18 protein-coding genes are annotated in these 20,267 nt (G+C 68.5%); 12 read left to right on the top strand and 6 right to left on the bottom strand.

All coding sequences use genetic code 11. The features are described 5' to 3' along the window. The first annotated feature begins 25 nt into the window (after nucleotides 1-25). The 6 genes from queA to WKR98_RS11845 all read left to right on the top strand — a co-directional run bounded on the left by queA (nucleotide 26) and on the right by WKR98_RS11845 (nucleotide 6,637). Nucleotides 26-1,051, top strand: a complete 1,026-nt coding sequence (gene queA, locus WKR98_RS11870; RefSeq protein WP_341433216.1) for a tRNA preQ1(34) S-adenosylmethionine ribosyltransferase-isomerase QueA — start codon at nucleotides 26-28, stop codon at nucleotides 1,049-1,051. Further along, nucleotides 1,048-2,181 carry a tRNA guanosine(34) transglycosylase Tgt gene (gene tgt / locus WKR98_RS11865; RefSeq protein ID WP_341433214.1) on the top strand — a complete coding sequence of 378 codons (1,134 nt, stop codon included), beginning with the start codon at nucleotides 1,048-1,050 and terminating at the stop codon, nucleotides 2,179-2,181. Before queA ends, tgt begins: the two co-directional genes overlap by 4 nt. A gap of 164 nt (nucleotides 2,182-2,345) precedes the next feature. Further along, nucleotides 2,346-2,693, top strand: coding sequence for a preprotein translocase subunit YajC (gene yajC, locus WKR98_RS11860; protein WP_124688279.1), 348 nt, complete (start codon nucleotides 2,346-2,348; stop codon nucleotides 2,691-2,693). Between the two features lie 148 nt (nucleotides 2,694-2,841). Further along, nucleotides 2,842-4,713, top strand: coding sequence for a protein translocase subunit SecD (gene secD, locus WKR98_RS11855; protein WP_124688278.1), 1,872 nt, complete (start codon nucleotides 2,842-2,844; stop codon nucleotides 4,711-4,713). A gap of 5 nt (nucleotides 4,714-4,718) precedes the next feature. Then, nucleotides 4,719-5,651: a protein translocase subunit SecF gene (gene secF, locus WKR98_RS11850; RefSeq protein WP_341433211.1), complete on the top strand. Its 933-nt coding sequence runs from the start codon at nucleotides 4,719-4,721 to the stop codon at nucleotides 5,649-5,651. A gap of 92 nt (nucleotides 5,652-5,743) precedes the next feature. Next, nucleotides 5,744-6,637: a LysR family transcriptional regulator gene (locus WKR98_RS11845; RefSeq protein ID WP_341433209.1), complete on the top strand. Its 894-nt coding sequence runs from the start codon at nucleotides 5,744-5,746 to the stop codon at nucleotides 6,635-6,637. Here the strand turns inward: WKR98_RS11845 and WKR98_RS11840 are convergent. Together WKR98_RS11840 and WKR98_RS11835 are read right to left on the bottom strand one after the other, a co-directional pair. Further along, nucleotides 6,634-7,605 (bottom strand): Bug family tripartite tricarboxylate transporter substrate binding protein, encoded by a 972-nt coding sequence (locus WKR98_RS11840; RefSeq protein WP_341433207.1) that lies wholly within the window; start codon nucleotides 7,603-7,605, stop codon nucleotides 6,634-6,636. The two genes, WKR98_RS11845 and WKR98_RS11840, sit on opposite strands and share 4 nt — an antisense overlap. Further along, complete coding sequence (locus WKR98_RS11835; protein WP_341433205.1) at nucleotides 7,602-8,732, bottom strand: 4-oxalomesaconate tautomerase; 1,131 nt, start codon at nucleotides 8,730-8,732, stop codon at nucleotides 7,602-7,604. The genes WKR98_RS11840 and WKR98_RS11835 overlap by 4 nt, the downstream gene beginning before the upstream one ends. A gap of 123 nt (nucleotides 8,733-8,855) precedes the next feature. Here WKR98_RS11835 and WKR98_RS11830 point away from each other — a divergent pair, with 123 nt between their 5' ends. After that, nucleotides 8,856-10,181, top strand: coding sequence for an amidase (locus WKR98_RS11830; protein ID WP_341433203.1), 1,326 nt, complete (start codon nucleotides 8,856-8,858; stop codon nucleotides 10,179-10,181). A 31-nt stretch (nucleotides 10,182-10,212) separates the two neighbouring features. Then, nucleotides 10,213-10,896, top strand: a complete 684-nt coding sequence (locus tag WKR98_RS11825) for a cytochrome b/b6 domain-containing protein (protein ID WP_341433201.1) — start codon at nucleotides 10,213-10,215, stop codon at nucleotides 10,894-10,896. A 10-nt stretch (nucleotides 10,897-10,906) separates the two neighbouring features. On the opposite strand, the gene WKR98_RS11820 is transcribed toward WKR98_RS11825, so the two are convergent. The 3 genes from WKR98_RS11820 to purB form a co-directional block, all read right to left on the bottom strand. Beyond that, nucleotides 10,907-12,409: a DUF3300 domain-containing protein gene (locus tag WKR98_RS11820; protein WP_192901798.1), complete on the bottom strand. Its 1,503-nt coding sequence runs from the start codon at nucleotides 12,407-12,409 to the stop codon at nucleotides 10,907-10,909. Nucleotides 12,410-12,530: 121 nt separating this feature from the next. Then, complete coding sequence (locus WKR98_RS11815) at nucleotides 12,531-12,989, bottom strand: c-type cytochrome (protein WP_341433198.1); 459 nt, start codon at nucleotides 12,987-12,989, stop codon at nucleotides 12,531-12,533. Between the two features lie 141 nt (nucleotides 12,990-13,130). Then, nucleotides 13,131-14,507, bottom strand: coding sequence for an adenylosuccinate lyase (gene purB, locus WKR98_RS11810; RefSeq protein WP_124688270.1), 1,377 nt, complete (start codon nucleotides 14,505-14,507; stop codon nucleotides 13,131-13,133). Between the two features lie 128 nt (nucleotides 14,508-14,635). On the opposite strand from purB, the gene WKR98_RS11805 reads away from it, so the two are divergent. Continuing rightward, a complete protein-coding gene (locus WKR98_RS11805; RefSeq protein WP_341433195.1) occupies nucleotides 14,636-15,250 on the top strand; it encodes a glutathione S-transferase C-terminal domain-containing protein in 615 nt (204 codons plus the stop codon). 61 nt (nucleotides 15,251-15,311) lie between these two features. Then, the gene (locus tag WKR98_RS11800) at nucleotides 15,312-16,937 is read left to right on the top strand and encodes an FMN-binding glutamate synthase family protein (RefSeq protein WP_341433194.1); all 1,626 of its coding nucleotides are present in this window, start codon (nucleotides 15,312-15,314) and stop codon (nucleotides 16,935-16,937) included. Between the two features lie 10 nt (nucleotides 16,938-16,947). Here WKR98_RS11800 and WKR98_RS11795 read toward each other — a convergent pair whose 3' ends face one another. After that, nucleotides 16,948-18,048, bottom strand: a complete 1,101-nt coding sequence (locus WKR98_RS11795; protein ID WP_341433192.1) for a substrate-binding domain-containing protein — start codon at nucleotides 18,046-18,048, stop codon at nucleotides 16,948-16,950. Between the two features lie 173 nt (nucleotides 18,049-18,221). Here WKR98_RS11795 and WKR98_RS11790 point away from each other — a divergent pair, with 173 nt between their 5' ends. Together WKR98_RS11790 and WKR98_RS11785 are read left to right on the top strand one after the other, a co-directional pair. After that, entirely contained in the window at nucleotides 18,222-18,692 is a 471-nt protein-coding gene (locus WKR98_RS11790; protein WP_341433190.1) for a formate dehydrogenase subunit gamma, read from the top strand. Next, nucleotides 18,689-20,254: a formate dehydrogenase beta subunit gene (locus tag WKR98_RS11785; RefSeq protein WP_341433188.1), complete on the top strand. Its 1,566-nt coding sequence runs from the start codon at nucleotides 18,689-18,691 to the stop codon at nucleotides 20,252-20,254. The genes WKR98_RS11790 and WKR98_RS11785 overlap by 4 nt, the downstream gene beginning before the upstream one ends. The last annotated feature ends 13 nt before the right edge of the window (nucleotides 20,255-20,267 follow it).

The raw sequence follows: 20,267 nt of genomic DNA, 5'->3' as shown, positions 1-20,267 counted from the left end.
GCGCTTTCCCTATCCTGTCTTACCCGTGCCAGATCTCACTCTCGACGATTTCGATTACGAACTTCCGCCCGAGCTGATCGCCCAGACCCCCGCCGCCGACCGCACCGCCAGCCGCCTCCTTCACCTGGACGCGCAAGGCGGGCTGCACGACCGCCGGTTTGCCGATCTGCCCGGCCTGCTGCGCCCGAACGATCTGCTGGTCTTCAATGACACGCGGGTGATCAAGGCGCGCCTCTTCGGCGAAAAAAGCAGCGGCGGCAAGGTGGAGGTGCTGGTCGAACGCATTACCGAGCCCGACCGGGCGCTGGTGCACCTGCGCGCCAGCAAGTCGCCCAAGGCCGGCGCGACGATCCGCCTGGCGGGCGCCTTCGACGTGGCCATGCTGGGCCGCGAGGGCGACCTGTTCGATCTGCGCTTCCCCGGCCCGGTGCTGGAGCTGCTGGCCGAGCACGGCCAGACGCCGCTGCCGCCCTACATCACGCACACGCCGGACACCGGCGACGACGCCCGCTATCAGACGGTATATGCCCGGGAACCCGGCGCGGTGGCCGCCCCGACGGCGGGGCTGCACTTCGACGATGCCCTGCTGGCGACGCTGCGCGCCCAGGGCGTGCACACCGCCTTCGTGACGCTGCACGTGGGCGCCGGCACCTTCCTGCCGGTGCGGGTGGACAATCTGTCCGAGCACGTGATGCACAGCGAACTCTATACGCTGCCCCAGGCCACCGTGGACGCCATCGCGCAGGCCCGCGCCGCCGGCGGCCGGGTGGTCGCCGTGGGCACGACCAGCGTGCGGGCCCTGGAGTCGGCCGCCGCCACCCACTGGCCACTGCGCGAGACGCGCGGCGACACGCGCCTGTTCATCACGCCCGGCTACGAGTTCCGGGCGGTGGACGCGCTGGTCACCAATTTCCACCTGCCGAAGTCGACGCTGATGATGCTGATCTCGGCGTTCGCGGGCATGGACCCCATCCGTCGCGCCTACGCCCACGCCGTGGCCCAGCGCTACCGTTTCTTCAGCTACGGCGACGCGATGTTTATAGAACGATGAACGGACTCAAATTCGAACTCCTGGCCACCGAGGGCCAGGCGCGCCGCGGGCGCGTGACGCTGAACCATGGCGTGGTCGAGACGCCCATTTTCATGCCGGTGGGCACCTACGGCACGGTCAAGGCCATGGCGCCCTACGAGCTGGACGAGGTCGGCGCGCAGATCGTGCTGGGCAATACCTTCCACCTCTGGCTGCGGCCGGGCACGCAAATCATCGATGCCCACGGCGGCCTGCACGGCTTCATGCAATGGCACAAGCCCATCCTGACGGACTCGGGCGGCTTCCAGGTATTCAGCCTGGAGGGCCTGCGCAAGATCACAGAAGAAGGCGTGCGCTTCGCCTCCCCCATCGACGGCGCGCGGCTGATGCTGACGCCCGAGGAATCGATGCGCATCCAGCGCAGCCTGAACTCGGACATCGCGATGGTGTTCGACGAATGCACGCCCTACGCCATCGACGGCCGGCCGGCCACCGTGGACGAGGCGGCCACCTCGATGCGCATGTCGCTGCGCTGGGCGCGCCGCTCGCGCAACGAGTTCGACGCGCTGGAGAACCCCAACGCGCTGTTCGGCATCGTCCAGGGCGGGATGTACGAATCCCTGCGCGACGAATCGCTGGCGGGCCTCCAGGACATCGGCTTCCACGGCTACGCGATCGGCGGCCTGTCGGTGGGCGAGCCCAAGGAAGACATGCTGCGCATCCTGGCCCACGTGGCGCCCCGGCTGCCGCAGGACGCCCCCCGCTACCTGATGGGCGTCGGAACGCCCGAGGACCTGGTGGACGGCGTGGCCGCCGGCGTGGACATGTTCGATTGCGTGATGCCCACGCGCAACGCCCGCAACGGCTGGCTGTTCACCCGCTACGGCGACGTCAAGATCCGCAACGCGCGCTACCGGGACGACACCCGTCCGCTGGATGAAACCTGCGGCTGCTATACGTGTCAGAACTTTTCCCGGTCCTACCTGCACCACCTGTTCAGGTCGAACGAGATCCTGGGGGCGCGGCTCAACACGATCCACAACCTCCACTATTACCTGCAGCTGATGCAGGAAATGCGCGACGCCATCGCCGGCGGCGTTTTCGCGGCCTGGCGCGCGGAATTCGCCGCCAACCGGGCGCGTGGCGTCTAGAATGCCACCTCCCGGCCCCGCCGTGGCCAACCAGGTGCTCGCGGCCACTGGTCAGCACGGCGGCCGGCCTGGGTTATCCCTAAAAGAGGCCCGGTTCCGCCCTGGGCGGGCTGGGCTACAATTTTGAGTTATTTTCGACGCAAGTCATTGATTCTGGAGAAGAAATGCTGACATCCAACGCGCTCGCCAATGTCCTGGCGCAAGCTCCTGCGGCCGGAGGCGAAGGCGCCCTGATGGGGATGCTGCCCATCGTCCTGATGTTCGTGATCCTCTATTTCCTGATGATCCGTCCTCAGATGAAGCGCCAGAAGGAGCACAAGAACATGGTCGCCGCCCTGGCCAAGGGCGACGAAGTCGTCACCGCCGGCGGCATCCTGGGCAAGGTCGTCCAGGTCAACGACACCTACGTCTCGGTGGAAATCTCGCGCGAAGGCGACAAGGCGGTGGAAGTCCTGGTCCAGAAGACCGCGGTCCAGACCGTCCTGCCCAAGGGCACCATCAAGGCTCTGTAAGCCAGGCGCTCGCATCCATGCCGCCCGCGCGGCATTCGATGCTTCTGCCGGGGGCTGGCGCCAGGCGCCGCCCCTTTTTCGCGTTCTGCGGCCGGGCCCGCCGCGGGCACCGGCGCCGATGCGCCAGCCTTCCGAGGTTTGATTACCGATGAATCGCTACCCTCTCTGGAAGTACATCATGATCGCCGTGGTGGTCGTGATCGGCTTCGTCTACACCTTGCCGAACTTCTTCGGCGAATCCCCCGCCGTCCAGGTCTCCAGCGCCAAGGCGACCATCAAGGTCGACAACTCCATGATGGAGCGGGTGGACCAGACCCTGCAGGCCGCGGGCATCTCCAACACCGGCCTGTACTTCGAGCAGAACGGCCCGGTGGGCACGGTGCGGGTGCGCCTGAACTCCCCGGACCAGCAACTGCGCGCGCGCGACCTGCTCGAGAAATCGCTGAACCCCGACTCGTCCGATCCCGGCTACGTGGTCGCGCTGAACCTGCTGTCGGCCTCGCCCGCCTGGCTGCGCTCGCTGCACGCGCTGCCCATGTACCTGGGCCTGGACCTGCGCGGCGGCGTGCACTTCCTGCTGCAGGTGGACATGAAGGGCGCGCTGACCAAGCGCTACGACGCCATGACCGGCGACGTGCGCTCGCAGTTGCGTGACAAGAACATCCGCCACAACGGCATCGACCGCGTCGGCCAGAGCATCGAGATCAAATTCCGCGACGCCGCCACCCGCGATGCCGCGCGCGACGTGCTGCGCAACGGCCTGCCCGACCTGCAGCTCAGCGACCAGGACGCCGGCGGCGACTTCAAGCTGACCGGCGCCCTGACCCCGCAGGCCATCAAGACCTCGCAGGACAACGCGCTGCGCCAGAACATCACGACGCTGCACAACCGTATCAACGAACTGGGCGTGGCCGAGCCGGTCATTCAGCAGCAAGGCGCCGACCGCATCGTGGTCCAGCTGCCGGGCGTGCAGGACGTGGCCAAGGCCAAGGACATCCTGGGCCGCACGGCCACGCTGGAAGTGCGCATGGTGGACGATTCGCCGGAAGCCACCAGCGCGCTGGCCAGCGGCACCGTGCCCTTCGGCCTGGAACGCTACACCGACCGCGACGGCCGGCCGGTGCTGGTGCGCCGCCAGGTCGTGCTGACCGGCGAGAACCTGCAGGACGCCCAGGCCGGCTTCGACGGCCAGACCCAGCAGCCCGCCGTGCACCTGACGCTGGACGCCAAGGGCGCCCGCATCTTCCGCGACGTGACCCGCGACAACGTGGGCAAGCGCATGGCCATCCTGCTGTTCGAGAAGGGCAAGGGCGAGGTCGTGACCGCGCCCGTGATCCGCAGCGAGATCAGCGGCGGCCGCGTGCAGATCTCCGGCAGCATGACCACGGTCGAGGCCAACGACACCGCCCTGCTGCTGCGCGCCGGTTCGCTGGCCGCGCCGATGGAGATTATCGAGGAACGCACCATCGGCCCCAGCCTGGGCGCCGACAACATCCAGAAAGGCTTCCACTCGGTGGTCTACGGCTTCGCCGCCATCGCCGTCTTCATCATCCTGTACTACGGGCTGTTCGGCGTGTTCTCGGTGATCGCGCTGGCGGTCAACCTGCTGCTGCTGATCGCGCTGCTGTCCATGCTGCAGGCCACGCTGACCCTGCCCGGCATCGCGGCCATCGCGCTCACGCTGGGCATGGCGATCGACGCCAACGTGCTCATCAACGAGCGGATACGCGAGGAGCTGCGAGCCGGCGCCGCGCCCCAGCAGGCCATCCACCTCGGCTTCGAGCGGGCCTGGGGCACCATCCTGGACTCCAACGTCACCACGCTGATCGCGGCGGTGGCGCTGCTGGCCTTCGGTTCGGGCCCGGTACGGGGCTTCGCCATCGTCCACACCATCGGGATCCTGACCTCGATGTTCTCCGCCGTGGTCGGCGCCCGCGCGCTCGCCAACCTCTGGTACGGCCGCCGCAAGAAACTCGCCAAGCTGTCGATTGGCCAGGTCTGGAAACCCAAAGAGGTCTGAGCAACATGGAATTCTTCCGCATCCACAAGACCATCCCGTTCATGCGCCATGCGCTGGTGCTGAACATCATCAGTCTGGTCACGTTCCTGGCGGCGGTGTTCTTCATCGCCACCAAGGGCTTCCACCTGTCCATCGAGTTCACCGGCGGCACGGTCATGGAAGTGGCCTACCCGCAGGCCGTGGAGCTGGACAAGGTGCGCAGCACCATCTCGCAGAAGGGCTACAACGACTTCCAGGTGCAGAACTTCGGCACCTCGCGCGACGTGATGATCCGGCTGCCCAACATCGAGGGCAAGACCTCGACCCAGCAGAGCAACGAGGTCATCGAGGCCCTGAAGGCCACCGACGCCAGCGTCGAACTGCGCCGCGTGGAATACGTGGGCCCGCAGATCGGCAAGGAGCTGGCCCACGACGGCCTGCTGGCGCTGCTGTTCGTGGTGGTCGGCATCATGATCTACCTGGCGTTCCGCTTCGAGTGGAAATTCGCCGTGGCGGGCGTGGTGGCCAACCTGCACGACGTGGTCATCATCCTGGGCTTCTTCGCCTTCTTCCAGTGGGAATTCTCGCTGCCTGTGCTGGCGGCGGTGCTGGCGGTGCTGGGCTACTCGGTGAACGAATCCGTGGTCATCATGGACCGGATCCGGGAAAACTTCCGCAAGCAGCGCAAGGCCTCGGTGCGGGACGTGATCGACGGTGCCATCACCGCCACCATCTCGCGTACGATCATCACCCACGGCTCGACCCAGATGATGGTGATCGCGATGCTGATCTTCGGCGGCCCGTCGCTGCATTATTTCGCGCTGGCCCTGACCATCGGCATCTGGTTCGGCATCTACTCGTCCGTGTTCGTGGCGGCCGCCATCGCCATGTGGCTGGGCGTCAAGCGCGAGGACCTGGTCAAGCCGGCCAAGAAGGACACCGGCGAAGTCGTGGGCTGACGCCCGCGCCGTCCCGGACGACGTCCCGAAGCGCCCGGCTCCGCCGGGCGTTTTTGTTTTCATCGAGCCATGCGGCCCGACGGAGCGCTTCCATGAATCCGCGATTCGATCTCCTGACCCTGCAACTTCTGCGCAAGGTCGATGAAACCGGCAGCGTCGCGCGCGCGGCCGAGACCATCCACCTGACGGCATCGGCCGCCAGCAAGCGCATCCTGGAGCTGGAATCGCAGCTGGGCATCGCCCTCCTGACCCGACGGCCGGAAGGCGCCCGCCTGACCGCCGCCGGCCTGGCGGTGGCGCGGCGCACCGAACGGGTGCTGGAAGAATTGCAGGGATTGCAGCAAGACCTGGCGGGGTTCGCCGACGGGACCTCGGGCACGGTCAGGATCGCTTCCAACACCTCGGGCATGTGCGCGGGACTGGCCGACCTGATGGCCCGCTTCTCGGCGGAATATCCCGATATCCGCATATCGGTGCGGGAAGCCACGAGCGCGGCGGTGCTGGAGGCGGTGGCCAACGGGTCGGTCGATCTGGGCATCGCCCATGCCGGCGTCCGGGCGGACCCCCTGCGGAGCCTGCCCTACACGCGCACGCCGCTGGTCCTGGCGGTCCCCGCCGGCCATGAACTGGCGGGGCGGGATGCCGTCTTCTATGAGGAAACGCTGCGGTTCCCGCACATCGCGCGGGCGGCCGGCAGCGCGCTGGCGCAGTTCTCGGGCCAGGACGGCCCGGGCACGCCGCACCCGCCCGCCGTCTCCACCCAGGTGACCAGCTTCCCCGCGGTGTTCTCGCTGGTCAGCGCGGGACTGGGCGTGGCCGTGGTGCCCGCCGCGCCCGCCGACTGGCACGTTCCCGCCAACATCCGGCAGGTGCCGCTGGCCGACGACTGGGCCAGCTTCGAACTGCGCCTGGTGGTCGACCCGGGCGTGGTCCCCACGCCCGCGGTGTCGCGCCTGCTGGGCGCCCTGCTGTCGCAGGCCGCCTAGTCCACGCTGACCGAAGCGTCGCGCACCACCTTGCCCCACTTCACCTTGTCCGCAGCGATCAGGGCCGCGAAGGCCTCCACCGTGTCGGACGCGGGTTCGTAGCCGTTCTCGATCAACTTCCGCCGCACGGCCGGCCTGGCCACGTAGGCCCGCATTGCCGCGTTCCACTTGCGCACCACGTCGGCCGGCGTGGCCTTGGGCGCCGCGACGCCCCACCACTCGTCGGCCACGTAGCCGGGCAACCCGGCCTCGGTTACCGTGGGGACATCGGGAAAGCTTGCCGCGCGCGCGGCGCCGGTGGTCGCCAGCAGCTTGACCCGGCCCGACTTGATGTAGGGCGTGGCCGGCCCCAGGATGGCGAACATCATGGAGATCTGGCCGCCCAGCAGGTCGTTCAGCGCCGGGCTGGTGCCGCGATAGGGAACGTGGCGGATGTCGATCCGCGCCATGGACTTGAACAGCTCCCCCGGCAGGTGGCCCGCGGCGCCGTTGCCCGCCGACCCGAAGGTCAGCATGCCCGGCTTGCTCCGGGCCAGCGCGATCAGTTCGCCGATGGAGTTCACCCCCAGCGAAGGATGCACCAGCACGCCGAACACGGTCGAAGCCACGCGGCTGACCGGCGTGAACTGCTTCTCGGGATCGTAGGGCAGCGACTTGTACAGGCTGGGGTTGATGGCCGACACGCCCGCGGTCGTCATCAGCATGGTGTAGCCGTCGGGCTTGGCCGAGGCCACCGCGGCGGCACCGATGGCGCCGCCCGCGCCGGGACGGTTCTCGACGATGACGGGTTGATGCCATTGCTGGTCCAGCTCGCGCGCCAGTTCGCGCGCCAGGATGTCGGTGCCGCCGCCGGCGGGGAACGGCACCACCAGCCGGATGGGTCCGGCCGGGTAGGCATCGGCCGCCTGGGCGGCATGCGGCCCGGCGAGCGCGAGGCCGGCGATCAGGAGAACACGGAACGATTTCATGCGAGAACTTCCCTTGCAGGCTCGGCGGCGGGCGCATCCAGCGTCGCCTCCGGAAAATAGACGGTGCCGGCGTACAGGCGCCGGGCGGTGCGAAGCAGGCTGGCCGAACGGACCTCGGTACCCGCGGCGCCCTGAGTCGCGTCGATCCCGACGCGCAGCGTGCCCGCGGGGTGCTCGATGGCGACCTCGCCCGCCGCGCCCTGGGCGGCGATCCGCGCCGCCACGGATCCCGGCACCTGCACGGCCGCCGCCAGGCATACCGCGCCGGTCACGGCGAACGAGGTATGGCAGGTGTACGGCATGAAGTACCGGGCACTGATCGTACCGCCCGCCACGGGCCGCGCCACGGTCACGAGCTTGGGCATCTCCAGCCGCGCGACGTCGCCCAGGCCCATCGCCCGGCCGGCGGCGCGGCGCACGCGCTCGACGCGGGCCAGCAGATCGTCGCGGGCGTTGATCTCGCCGGCGGTCTCGTAGCCCGTCATGCCCAGCTCGGCGGCCTCGACGATGGCCATGGGCACGGCCGCGTCCACGCAACTGACGCGCACACCCTCCAGCGTCTCGATGGCCTGCCCCGTGGGCAGCAGCTTGCCGGTCTTGGCGCCGGCCACGTCGCAGAAACGCAGCCACACCGGCGCGGCGGTGCCGGCCACGCCGTCGATGGCCGCCTCGCCCGCATAGATGGCGCGGCCGTCCCGTGTCCGCACGGTCGCCACGATGCGCTTGCCGGTGTTGACGTTGAAGATGGCCACGTCGGTGGAGGCCCCCGCGGCGGCCTTCACCAGGCTTTCGTCGATGGCGAACGGGCCGACGGCGGCCAGCATGTTGCCGCAGTTCACCGAGTAGTCGATGGTGTTCTTGTGGACGCAGATCTGGGCGAACAGATAGTCCACGTCCACGCCCGGCCGGGTACTGCGCGAAATGATCGCGACCTTGTTGGTAAGCGAATCGATGCCGCCTATGCCGTCTATCCGCCGCGGCTCCAGGGCCCCCATCAGCCTGAGCAGCGCGGCATCGCGCCGCTCACCGGCCGGCGGCAGGTCGTCCGCCAGGAAAAACGGCCCCTTGGATGTGCCGCCGCGCATCAATACGCAGCGCAGCCCCAGTTGATCGGAAAATGTCTGCATGGCTTTCCTCCTTGCGGCGCAAGTCTGGACCGTCCCGCCGGGCCGGGCAAACGACGAATCGGCGCGGGGGGCGCGAAAAAAATTCGCGTCTTCCCGGCTACCCGCCCACGCATACTGGCGGCCATGCGACACCTGGACTTTTCCCCACTATCGGCGGGCGAGATCGCCGCCCGCCTGTCTGACGGCACCTTGTCCCCAGCCGACATCGCGCGCGGCGTGATCGAGCGGCACGCACGGCTGGAACCGGACCTGAGGGCCTGGAGCTGGTTCGAACCCCGCCAGATCGAACGCTCCTACCGAGACGGCCCGGCGCCCACCGATCCGCGCCCCGGGCTGCTGGGCGTCCCCGTGGGCGTGAAGGACATCATCGACGTCGACGGCATGCCGACCGGACTCGGCCTGCCCGGCGCGGCCACCCCGGCGGCCCGCCACGCGGCCTGCGTCGAGCTGCTGCGCGCCGCCGGCGCCGTGCCAGTCGGCAAGACCGTTACCGCCGAACTGGCCTTCTCCCATCCGGGCCCGACGCGCAATCCGCACGGGCCCGGCCACACGCCCGGCGGGTCGTCCAGCGGCTCGGCCGCCGCGGTGGCCGCCGGCATGGTGCCGCTGGCGCTGGGCACGCAGACCGGCGGGTCGGTCATCCGGCCCGCGGCCTACTGCGGCGTGGTCGGCATCAAGACATCGCTGAACGCGGTCCCCTCGGCCGGTATCGCGCCCGTGGCCGACAGCCTGGATTGCGTGGGCTGGTTCGCCCGATCCGTGGAGGATGCCATTCTGGCCGCCAGGGTCCTGCTGCCCTGGCAGGATCTCGCGCCCCGTCGTCCCGGCAATCGGTTGCGCGTCTGGCGCCTGGACGCCATGGAACTGGGAACGCTGTCGCCCGAAGCGCGGCAGGCGCTGGACGAAGCGTCCGCCGCGCTGCGCGGGGCGGGCTGCGCCGTCGTCGAAGCTCCCCTGGCCGGCCTCCTGCCCGCGCTGGCCGAATGCCATCGCCGCATCATGCTGCACGAACTGGCCCGCACCCTGCTGCCCATCCTGTGCACGCGCGGCCGCGAACTGAGCGCGGCCATGCTGAAGGCGATCGACGCGGGACGCTCGGTCACCGCCAGCCAGTACCAGGAGGCCCGGCACCAGGTGCGCGAAGCGCACGCCGCGCTCGATGCCCGGATGCGGGACTTCGACCTCATCCTGACCCCCAGCGCGGCCGGCGAGGCGCCGGCGGGCCTGCACCATACCGGCGACTCGACCTTCAACCGGGTCTGGTCGGTGCTGGGATGGCCCGCGATCCACCTGCCCACGGCCTGGTCCCCGCGTGGCCTGCCGGTAGGCGTGCAACTGGTGGGCAGGCAAGGCGAAGACGAGGCGCTGCTGCGGCACGCCCAGGCCCTCCATCCCCTGATCGATCGTCGCATGCCCGCATCGCGCGCCCAGGTACCGATGGCACAATAGCCACTCTCCCGCTTCTTCGATGGCTGCCTCCATGTCCAACCCAAGCAAGATCCGCGTCTGGGACCTTCCCACCCGCCTCTTTCATTGGCTGCTCGTCGTCTGTGTGATCGGGGCCTTCGTCACCATCAAGGTCGGCGGGCTCTGGGCCGAATACCATCTGCTTTTCGGCTACGCCGTCCTGGGGCTGATCCTGTTCCGCATCGTCTGGGGATTCGTGGGCAGCGGCCATGCCCGCTTCGCGCGCTTCGTGCGCGGGCCGCGCGCCATCGCCGCCTACCTGAGAGGCACCATGCCGCGCACGCCCGGCCACAATCCGCTGGGGGCGCTGTCGGTGGTGGCCATGATCCTGCTGCTGGGCTACCAGGCCGCCACGGGGCTGTTCTCCAACGACGACATCTTCACGGAAGGGCCGCTGGCCGGCCTGGTCGGCAAGGACTGGTCGGACCGGCTGACCGGGCTGCACAAGCTGGACGAGCTGCCCATCCTGATCCTGGTCGGGCTGCACATCGTGGCCATCGTCTGGTACCGCGTCGCGAAGAAGCAGAAGCTGACCCGCGCCATGGTCACCGGCGACGCCCCGGCCGAGGAATTCACCACCGGCGCCGACTCCGCGCGCGATACGGCGGGCACCCGCCTGCTCGCGCTGGTCATCGCGGCCTTGGCCGCCGCGGTGGTCTACGGCATCGTGTCGCTGCGGCCCGCCGCCATGTTCTGATGCGTGCCGGTCAGCGGCCACCGCCGTGATGGCCGCCACCGCCTCCGCCACCTCCGCCGCCGGCCATGCCGACGTTGCCGCCGCCACGGCCACCGCCGCCACCATGGCCGCCTCCGCCCGCGTGGCCGAAATCACGCCCGCCGCCGGACTCGCGGCCGCCCTGCGGGCCGCTCCAGCCCCGGCCCGCGCCGGGTCCCGCCTGGACGCCGCCGCCTTCGCCACGGCCTCCGGCCCATTCCCTGCCGCCTGACGGACGCGAGGGCATCCCCCCCGCGCCGCGCTGGCCATCCTGGCCCGGACGCGATGCCTGGGGCCCTTGTCCGCGTCCGCCCCCGGCCCCCGGCATGCCCGCGACACCACCCGGCGTACGGCCCGGCATCGCGCCCGGGCTGCCCGTCTCGCGGCCCCGGCCGCCATCGGCCCTGGGGCCGCTTCCCTGTCCATCGAAACGGCTGCCGGGCGTGCCACGGTCGCCCGCCCCGCCCGGCCGCCCGCCGTCGAAACGGCTACCCTGGCCGCCGTCGAAGCGGCTGCCGAATCCCCTGCCTGGATCGCGATCGCGCAGCGATGCACGGTCGATATTGGGCAGGTCGCGCCGCCAGGCATCGGCGCGGGAACGATAGGCCTCGCGCGCGGCGAAATGCCTGGCCGGATCGCCGTAGAACTGGCGGCCACGCCCGGGATCTCCATAGCCCACGTTGCGGCGGTGGTAGGCATCGTGCCGCCAGTCGACGTGGCTGTATCGCGTGCGGTTGAAGTTGTTGTAGTTGTAGATGTTGACCACGTTGACCCGGTGCGCGTGCCAGTCGTAGCCGCCCCACAGCGCGTGCCCGATGAACAGGCCCACGCCGAACGAGAACACCACGCCGGCGGCCACGTAGCCGGGCGGGTACCAGTAGAACGGCGTGTAGGCCGGATACAGCCAGGGCCCGTAGACGACCGTGGGGTTGTAGACCGGCACGTAGACCACGTCCGGCCGCGTGGGCTCGATGCGGATGACCGTGGTGCCGCCCGAGGACGGCACGGTGGTAACCGTCTGCTCCGACCCCGAGGTCAGGTTGCCGGCCGCCTGGGCCCGCGACCGCAGTACCTGGACCTGGTCCATCAGCGCATCCTGCTGCGACAGGAAGACGTCGCCCAGGCGCGTGGTCCAGCTCAGGCGTTCGTTCATCATGTCCAGCACATTGGGAAAGGCGACCAGCGACTTGACGCTGGGATCCCAGTCCTGGTTCTGCATCGCGCCTTCCAGGTCCGCGCCGGTCACGTTGGGGTGATCCTTCTGCCAGCGGGCGGCCTCGACCACTTCCAGCGGATAGGTGGACGCCATCAGGATCTGCGACAACAGCGCGTCGGGATACAGCGCGATGGGCGCGACCAGTTGCTCCAGCTCGGCGGGCTGGGCGACGCCGTTGCGCGTCGATGCCGTGGTCTGGGCCGCGACGGGCACGGGCAGGCCGACCACGGTGGAAAAGGCGGCGGCCATGCACAAGACGATTTTCGATACGGAAGCCATGACGGGCCCCCCTAGGCGGGAATACACAGGTATTCGACCGCCGGGAAACGAAAAAAGCCAGGGTGGACCTGGCTTTTTTTGAAACAACGGGCTTACAAGCCCTGAAACTTATTTCGATCGATTACCGATTCCGGAAATTATCGTGGCAAGCCTTGCAGCTGGCGCCGACCGCACCGTAGGCGGTCCGTACCTGGGCGAGATCGCCGGCGTCGGCGGCCGCCACCAGTTTGGCGATGTCGCCGTGCAGCCGCTCCTGGCCCTGCTTGAATCTGGCGTTGTCGGACCAGACCGCCGGCTTGGCCCCGCCACCTTCCGTTCCCGGACCGAATGCGCTCCACGGCAGCTTGGACATCATGGCGACGATGGCCACGTCGGCCTTCACCTGGGCCGCGTCGTAGGGCTGCTGCCCCCGCACGACCGGCGCGATGCGGCCGAAGTGGTTGGACATGACGGTAAGCGCCGACTGGCGATACTTGACGGCGTCCTCGGGCTTGGCGAACTGGGCGGCGGCGGTGGCGGGCAGCAGCATGGGGGCGGCGGCGATACAGGCGACGGACAGTACGCGCAAAAGTCTCTTCATCAGGGGCTCCTGGGTGGGACGGACAAGGGAGGGTCTACCGGACGATAGACCGGTCGGACAACGATTCCAACGTGTTCGATGCGCGAGGCGCGAGAGGGTTCCCGCGATGTGGGCGCCGCGGCGCCCACATCCGGTAGGCGGCTACAGCTCGCGGGCGAGCTTGGCCGCCAGGCCGATGTAGTTGCGCGGCGTCATCGCCAGCAACCGGACCTTGGGCTCGTCGGGCAGTTCCAGCCCCAGGATGAACTCGCGCAGCGCCTCTTCGCTGATGCCCTTGCCGCGGGTCAGCGCCTTCAGCTGCTCGTAGGGCTGCGGCAGGCCGTAGCGCCGCATGACCGTCTGCACGGGTTCGGCCAGCACTTCCCAGCAGGCGTCCAGGTCGGCGTCGATGGCCGCGCCGTTGATCTCCAGCTTGTCGAGTCCGCGCAGGCAGGCATCGTAGGCCACCAGGCAGTAGCCGAAGGCCACGCCCAGGTTGCGCAGCACGGTGGAGTCGGTCAGGTCGCGCTGCCAGCGGGAAACGGGCAGCTTGTCGGCCAGGTGGCGCAGCGTGGCGTTGGCCAGCCCCAGGTTGCCTTCGGAGTTCTCGAAGTCGATGGGATTGACCTTGTGCGGCATGGTGGACGAGCCGATCTCGCCTTCCTTCAGGCGCTGCTTGAAGTAGCCCAGCGCGATGTAGCCCCAGATGTCGCGGTTCACGTCGAGCAGGATCACGTTGGCGCGCGCCACGGCGTCGAACAGCGTAGCCATCCAGTCATGCGGCTCGATCTGGATGGTGTGGCGGTTCTGCGTCAGGCCCAGGCCCTGCAGCACCTTGGCGCTGAAGGCCTCCCAGTCGATCTCGGGATAGGCGGACAGGTGGGCGTTGAAGTTGCCGGTGGCGCCGTTGAGCTTGGCCAGCGGTTCCACGCGTTCGATCTCGGCGATGGCCCGGCCCAGGCGCGCCGCCATGTTGGCGAATTCCTTGCCCATGGTGGTGGGGCTGGCGGGCTGGCCATGGGTGCGCGACAGCAGCGGCTGGTCGGCATGCTGCTCGGCCAGGGCCGCCAGCTTGTCGTAGACCTTGCGCAGCGAGGGCACGAGAGCCTGGTCGCGCGCGGCCCGCAGCATCAGCGCGTGCGAGGTGTTGTTGATGTCTTCCGACGTGCACGCGAAATGGATGAACTCGGCCGCGGCGGACAGTTCGGCGTTGTCGGCCACCTTTTCCTTCAGCCAGTACTCCACCGCCTTCACGTCATGGTTGGTGGTGCGTTCGATGTCCTTGATGCGGGCGGCGTCGGATTCGGAGAATCCGGCCACCAGTTCCGCCAGGCGCTGGCGCGCGGCGACGGAGAAGGGTTGCAATTCGGGCAGTCCCGCGTCGGACAGCGCCACCAGCCACGCGACCTCGACCTGAACCCGGTGATGCATGAAGCCGGCTTCGGACAAGAGCGGGCGCAAGAGCGCGCCGCGGCTGGCATAGCGGCCGTCCAGCGGCGACAATGCATTGAGGGGGGTCAACTGGTCGGAAGTCTTCATAAGCGCTTGAAAGTAAAAAGAAATTGTAGCACCGCACCATATCCGGGGACGGGTCCGGATGGTATACTCCGCGGCCCATCCATGCCCGCCGGCCGGCCCTGATTTTAGGACCATCCGGCTCTTGCTCTATGAAACTTATCGGCTCGTTGGCCAGCCCCTTCGTCCGCAAAGTCCGCGTCGTCCTGGCAGACAAGAAACTCGACTACCAGTTCGAACAGGAAAACGTGTGGGCGGCGGACACCCGCATCCAGGACTCCAACCCGCTCGGCAAGGTCCCCTGCCTGATCATGGAGGATGGCGGCGCGGTCTTCGATTCCCGCGTCATCGTCGAATACCTGGACACGATCACGCCGGTCTGCCGGCTGCTGCCCCCGTCGGGCCGCGAGCGCTCCGAGGTCAAATGCTGGGAGGCCCTGGCCGACGGCCTGCTGGATGCCGCCGTGCTGATCCGCGCCGAATACACCCAGCGCCCCGAGGCGCTGCGCAGCGAGAGCTGGATCGCACGCCAGCAGGGCAAGATCGACGCCGCCGTGGAAGCCATGGAAACCGGCCTGGGCGAGAAACCCTTCTGCGCCGGCAACAGCTACACGCTGGCCGACGTCGCGGTCGGCTGTGCGCTGGGCTACCTGGACTTCCGCTACCCCGAGCGCGACTGGCGCGACGGCCATCCGAACCTGGCCCGCCTGGCCGAGAAGCTGGCGCAGCGCCCGTCGTTCGCCGACACCGATCCGCGCCAGGGCTGATCCCGGCCCGCCCCTGCCGCGCTGCTATGCTTGACTCCGTTTCAGTCCGAAGGAGTCGCGCATGTCCTGGTTTGCCCCCCGATACACCACGTTATGGCTGGCCGTCCTGGGCACCGTGGGATTCGGCCTGCTGGCCGCGGACGACGCCGACTGGGGGATCCCGGCGCTGATATTCGCCGCGCTGCTGGCGCTGGGCATCGTCGATCTCCTGCAGCGCAAGCACGCCATCCGCCGCAACTATCCCATCCTGGGCAACCTGCGCTTCCTGTTCGAGTTCGTCCGCCCCGAACTGCGCCAGTACTTCTTCGAGGACGACACCAAGGCCGCGCCGTTCTCGCGCAACCAGCGCTCCATCGTCTACCAGCGCGCCAAGCAGGACATCGACAAGCGCCCGTTCGGCACCCAGGAAGACGTGTACGAACGGCGCTACGAATGGATCAACCACTCGATGGCCCCGGTGCACATCGAGAACTTCGATTTCCGCGTGACGGTGGGTGGACCGGACTGTACCCAGCCCTACAGCGCCTCGATCTTCAACATCTCCGCCATGAGTTTCGGCGCGCTGTCGGCCAACGCGGTGACGGCGCTCAACACCGGCGCCCGCAAGGGCAATTTCGCGCACGACACCGGCGAAGGCGGCATCAGCCGCTACCATCGGGCGCCGGGCGGCGACCTGGTCTGGAACATCGGGTCGGGCTACTTCGGCTGCCGCGACGCCGACGGCCATTTCAGCGAGGAAGCCTTCGTGACCAACGCCACCTCGCCCCAGGTGCGCATGATAGAGATCAAGCTCTCGCAAGGCGCCAAGCCCGGCCACGGCGGCATCCTGCCGGGCGCCAAGGTCACGCCCGAGATCGCCGAGGCGCGCGGCGTGCTGGTGGGAGTCGACTGCAACTCGCCCTCGCGCCACGGCGCCTTCTCCACCCCCATCGGCCTGATGCAGTTCGTGGCGCGCCTGCGCCGGCTCTCGGGCGGCAAGCCCGTGGGCTTCAAGCTGTGCGTGGGGCACCCCTGGGAATGGTTCGCCATCGTCAAGGCCATGCTGCAGACCGGCATCACGCCCGACTTCATCGTGGTGGACGGCGCCGAAGGCGGAACCGGCGCGGCGCCGGTGGAATTCACCGACCACGTCGGCGTGCCGCTGCAGGACGGCCTCCTGCTGGTCCACAACACCCTGGTAGGCGTGAACCTGCGCGACCGGATACGGATAGGCGCCTCGGGCAAGATCATCACCGCCTTCGACATCGCGCGCACGCTGGCGCTGGGGGCCGACTGGTGCAACAGCGCGCGCGGCTTCATGTTCTCGCTGGGTTGCATCCAGGCGCAGGCCTGCCACACCGACCGCTGCCCCACCGGCGTCACCACGCAGGATCCGCTGCGGCAGAAGGCGCTGGTCGTGCCCGACAAGGCCGAGCGGGTCTACAGCTTCCACCGCAACACCCTGCGCGCGCTGAGCGAACTGGTATCGGCCGCGGGCATGGACCATCCGTCCAAGCTGAGCCCCGAGCACATCGTGCGCCGCATATCAGGCAATGAAGTCAAGCTGCTGGCCAGCCTCTTCCCCTTCCTGAAGCGCGGCGAACTGCTGGCCGGCACGCCGCCCTACGAGGTCTACCGGAAATACTGGCCCATGGCCCAGGCCGAGTCCTTCGAGGCCATGCTGCCCCAGACCCAGGCCGCATCCTGACCGCGGCCGCCTACCCCTCGCTCCCCTTCCGGCCGCCCGGCCGGAAGAAGCGGGGAAACGCCTCGCGCATGGTCGACACCATCCCCGTGTCCACGGCGTCGTAGCCTGGCAGGCGATTGATCTCCATCCTGAACTCGCTGCTTTGCATCAGCTCCTTCAGGGGCAGGAAGCGCGGATCGGCCAGCAGCTTCTTCCCGCACACGAACAGGTAGCGCTCGGTCAGCAGCGGCACGAAGTCCAGGTCGAAGCGCCGCGCCGCGGTCTCGACGCCCAGCCCCGCGTCGGCCTTGCCGCACAGCACGTAGGCAGCGATGGCGGCATGGGTGAGCTCGATGTTCTCGTAGCCGTTGATGTCGCGCCCCGACTTGCCCGCCTGCTCCAGCAGCAGATCGAGGATGGCGCGCGTGCCCGAGCCGTGCTGGCGGTTGACGAACTGCACGTCCGGATGGGCGAGGTCCTCGATGCACCAGATATTCCTGGGGTTGCCCTTGGCCACCATGATCCCCTGGCGGCGCGTGGCCAGGGCGACGATGCGGTGGTCGCGGTGCAGCAGCGCGGAGAACTGCTCCAGCACGGGCAACTCCAGCGCCCCCATGGGCACGTGGAAGCCGGCGATGTCGCAATTGCCGCGGTTGAACGCATTCAGGGCCTCGACGCTGCCGCGATAATTCATGTCCAGCAGGATGCCCTTGCGATGCGCGTGACGGTTCAGGGCCTCGATGGCGAACCCGTGGCTGGCGTGGATCTTCAGCACGTTGCTTTCTTGCGAGACGGCGGAACGGATTTCCGCCTCGATCTCGGTGGCCATGCTGTCGAACAGCGGATCCACCCTGGCATGGATGAGCCGCTGCGCGGCCACCAGCCGGCGTCCGAGCTCGGTCAGCTCGGCGCCCCGGCCCCGGGTCATGGCGACGACCGGACCGCCCAGCCGGCCTTCCATCTCGGCCAGGGCATTCCACGCATGGCGATAGGACAGCGCCAGGGTCCCGCTGGCCGCCCGCAGATTGCCGGTGGCCTCGATGGCGGACAGCAGTTGCACCCCGCGCACCAGCGACGAGGCGTGGTCATCGTCATCGATCAGATAGAGATGAGGGCGTATTTCTATCTTCATTTAGGCAATTTTTTGCATATTTAATCGCCGATTTTTTGCACCATCGATTCGCAAACCGGCTCATATTTTCTCTTTGGTGCCACCTATTTATCATGGAAGAACCTCGGAAGAGGATATGTTTTTTTGTGCATATCTTGCCTGACCGACGGTATGAATCGCCAAGGAGACTTCCCATGCCAGACGCGCAACAAGCGGCCATTGAAGCGGCCATCGCGTCCCACCGCGGCATGCCCGGGGCCCTGCTGCCCCTGCTGCACGCGATCCAGGACATCGCCGGCTGTATTCCGGACGGCGCCGTGCCGCTGATCGCGGACGGCCTGAATCTGTCGCGCGCCGAGGTGCATGGCGTCATCACCTACTACCACGACTTCCGACAGCATCCGGCGGGCGCGCGCACGGTCAGGATCTGCCGGGCCGAGGCCTGTCAGGCGCGGGGATCGGAAGCCCTCGCCACGCACGCCGTCAACGCCCTGTCCTGTGACTTCCACGAGACGACGGCGGACGGACAGGTCACGCTCGAAGCCGCGTACTGCCTGGGACACTGCTCGGTCGGCCCCAACATCGCCATCGGCGAACGGCAATATGCGCGCGTAACGCCCGGCCGCTTCGACACACTGATGGCCACGACGCGAGGCGCATCATGACCGCCGGCCCCATCACGATCTACGTGCCGCGCGATTCCACCGCGCTGGCGCTCGGCGCCGACGACACCGCCGCCGCCATCCAGGCCGAAGCGGCGCGCCGCGGCATCGCCCTCGATCTGGTCCGCAACGGCTCGCACGGCATGTTCTGGCTCGAGCCCCTGGTCGAGGTCGCCACCGATCGCGGCCGCATCGCCTACGGCCCCGTGTCCGCCGACGACGTGGCCGCGCTCTTCGACGCCGGCCTGGCGCAAGGCGCGCCCCATGCCTTGTGCCTGGGGCCGACGCAGGAGATCCCCTTCCTCAGGAACCAGGAACGCCTGACGTTCGCCCGGGTGGGCATCACCGACCCGGTCTCGCTGGACGACTACCTCGCCCATGGCGGCTATGCCGGCCTGGCGCGCGCCATCGGCATGGCACCGGCGGACATCGTCCAGGAAGTCACCGACTCCGGCCTGCGCGGCCGCGGCGGCGCGGCCTTTCCCACCGGCATCAAGTGGAAGACCGTGCTGGGCGCGCAGGCGCCGCAGAAATACGTGGTGTGCAACGCCGATGAAGGCGACTCGGGCACCTTCTCCGACCGCATGGTGATGGAAGGCGACCCCTTCGTGCTGATCGAAGGCATGACCATCGCGGGCCTCGCGGTAGGCGCGACCCATGGCTATATCTACGTGCGCTCCGAATACCCGCACGCCATCGCCGCGCTGGATGAAGCCATCGTCCGCGCCCGGCAAGCCGGCTATCTCGGCGACGACGTCCTGGGTTCGGGCCGGACCTTCCGGCTCGAGGTCCGCATGGGCGCGGGCGCCTATGTGTGCGGCGAGGAAACCGCCCTGCTGGAAAGCCTGGAGGGCAAGCGCGGCATCGTGCGCGCCAAGCCGCCCCTGCCCGCGCTCGAAGGCCTGTTCGGCCAGCCCACGGTCATCAACAACGTCATCTCGCTGGCCACCGTGCCCATCGTGCTGGCCAAGGGCGCGGCCTTCTACCGCGACTACGGCATGGGCCGCTCGCGCGGCACGCTGCCGCTGCAACTGGCCGGCAACCTCAAGCACGGCGGCCTGGTCGAGAAGGCCTTCGGCATCACGCTGCGCGAGCTGCTGGTCGACTACGGCGGCGGCACGGAAAGCGGCCGCCCCCTGCGCGCGGTCCAGGTCGGCGGTCCGCTGGGCGCCTATCTGCCCGAGTCGGCCTTCGACACGCCCATCGACTACGAAGCGTTCACCTCCATCGGCGCGGTGCTGGGCCACGGCGGCATCGTCGCCTTCGACGACAGCGTCGACATGGCCCGGCAAGCCCGCTACGCCATGGAGTTCTGCGCGCTGGAATCCTGCGGCAAGTGCACCCCGTGCCGGGTCGGCTCGACACGCGGCGTTGAAGTCGTGGACAAGATCATCGCCAACCAGAACCGGCCCCAGCAGATACGGCTGTTGCGCGACCTGTGCGACCTGATGCTGAACGGATCGCTGTGCGCCATGGGGGGCATGACCCCCTACCCCGTGCTGTCGGCCCTGGACCACTTCCCGGAAGACTTCGGCGCGCAGGCGTCCAAGCAACAAGCCGCCTGAGCTCAAGAGGAAT

The sequence above is a fragment of the Pigmentiphaga sp. YJ18 genome (genome assembly GCF_038066655.1).
In the GTDB taxonomy this organism is placed as follows: Bacteria; Pseudomonadota; Gammaproteobacteria; order Burkholderiales; family Burkholderiaceae_B; genus Pigmentiphaga.
The sequence above is the reverse complement of the archived record's forward strand: the minus strand, read 5'-3'. Positions and strand labels throughout refer to the sequence as shown.

Coding starts and splice junctions, on each gene's coding strand:
- tgt (WP_341433214.1), top strand. CDS start 1,048: ATGAACGGACTCAAATTCGAACTCCTGGCCACCGAGGGCCAGGCGCGC.
- yajC (WP_124688279.1), top strand. CDS start 2,346: ATGCTGACATCCAACGCGCTCGCCAATGTCCTGGCGCAAGCTCCTGCG.
- secD (WP_124688278.1), top strand. CDS start 2,842: ATGAATCGCTACCCTCTCTGGAAGTACATCATGATCGCCGTGGTGGTC.
- secF (WP_341433211.1), top strand. CDS start 4,719: ATGGAATTCTTCCGCATCCACAAGACCATCCCGTTCATGCGCCATGCG.
- WKR98_RS11845 (WP_341433209.1), top strand. CDS start 5,744: ATGAATCCGCGATTCGATCTCCTGACCCTGCAACTTCTGCGCAAGGTC.
- WKR98_RS11840 (WP_341433207.1), bottom strand. CDS start 7,605: ATGAAATCGTTCCGTGTTCTCCTGATCGCCGGCCTCGCGCTCGCCGGG.
- WKR98_RS11835 (WP_341433205.1), bottom strand. CDS start 8,732: ATGCAGACATTTTCCGATCAACTGGGGCTGCGCTGCGTATTGATGCGC.
- WKR98_RS11830 (WP_341433203.1), top strand. CDS start 8,856: ATGCGACACCTGGACTTTTCCCCACTATCGGCGGGCGAGATCGCCGCC.
- WKR98_RS11825 (WP_341433201.1), top strand. CDS start 10,213: ATGTCCAACCCAAGCAAGATCCGCGTCTGGGACCTTCCCACCCGCCTC.
- WKR98_RS11820 (WP_192901798.1), bottom strand. CDS start 12,409: ATGGCTTCCGTATCGAAAATCGTCTTGTGCATGGCCGCCGCCTTTTCC.
- WKR98_RS11815 (WP_341433198.1), bottom strand. CDS start 12,989: ATGAAGAGACTTTTGCGCGTACTGTCCGTCGCCTGTATCGCCGCCGCC.
- purB (WP_124688270.1), bottom strand. CDS start 14,507: ATGAAGACTTCCGACCAGTTGACCCCCCTCAATGCATTGTCGCCGCTG.
- WKR98_RS11805 (WP_341433195.1), top strand. CDS start 14,636: ATGAAACTTATCGGCTCGTTGGCCAGCCCCTTCGTCCGCAAAGTCCGC.
- WKR98_RS11800 (WP_341433194.1), top strand. CDS start 15,312: ATGTCCTGGTTTGCCCCCCGATACACCACGTTATGGCTGGCCGTCCTG.
- WKR98_RS11795 (WP_341433192.1), bottom strand. CDS start 18,048: ATGAAGATAGAAATACGCCCTCATCTCTATCTGATCGATGACGATGAC.
- WKR98_RS11790 (WP_341433190.1), top strand. CDS start 18,222: ATGCCAGACGCGCAACAAGCGGCCATTGAAGCGGCCATCGCGTCCCAC.
- WKR98_RS11785 (WP_341433188.1), top strand. CDS start 18,689: ATGACCGCCGGCCCCATCACGATCTACGTGCCGCGCGATTCCACCGCG.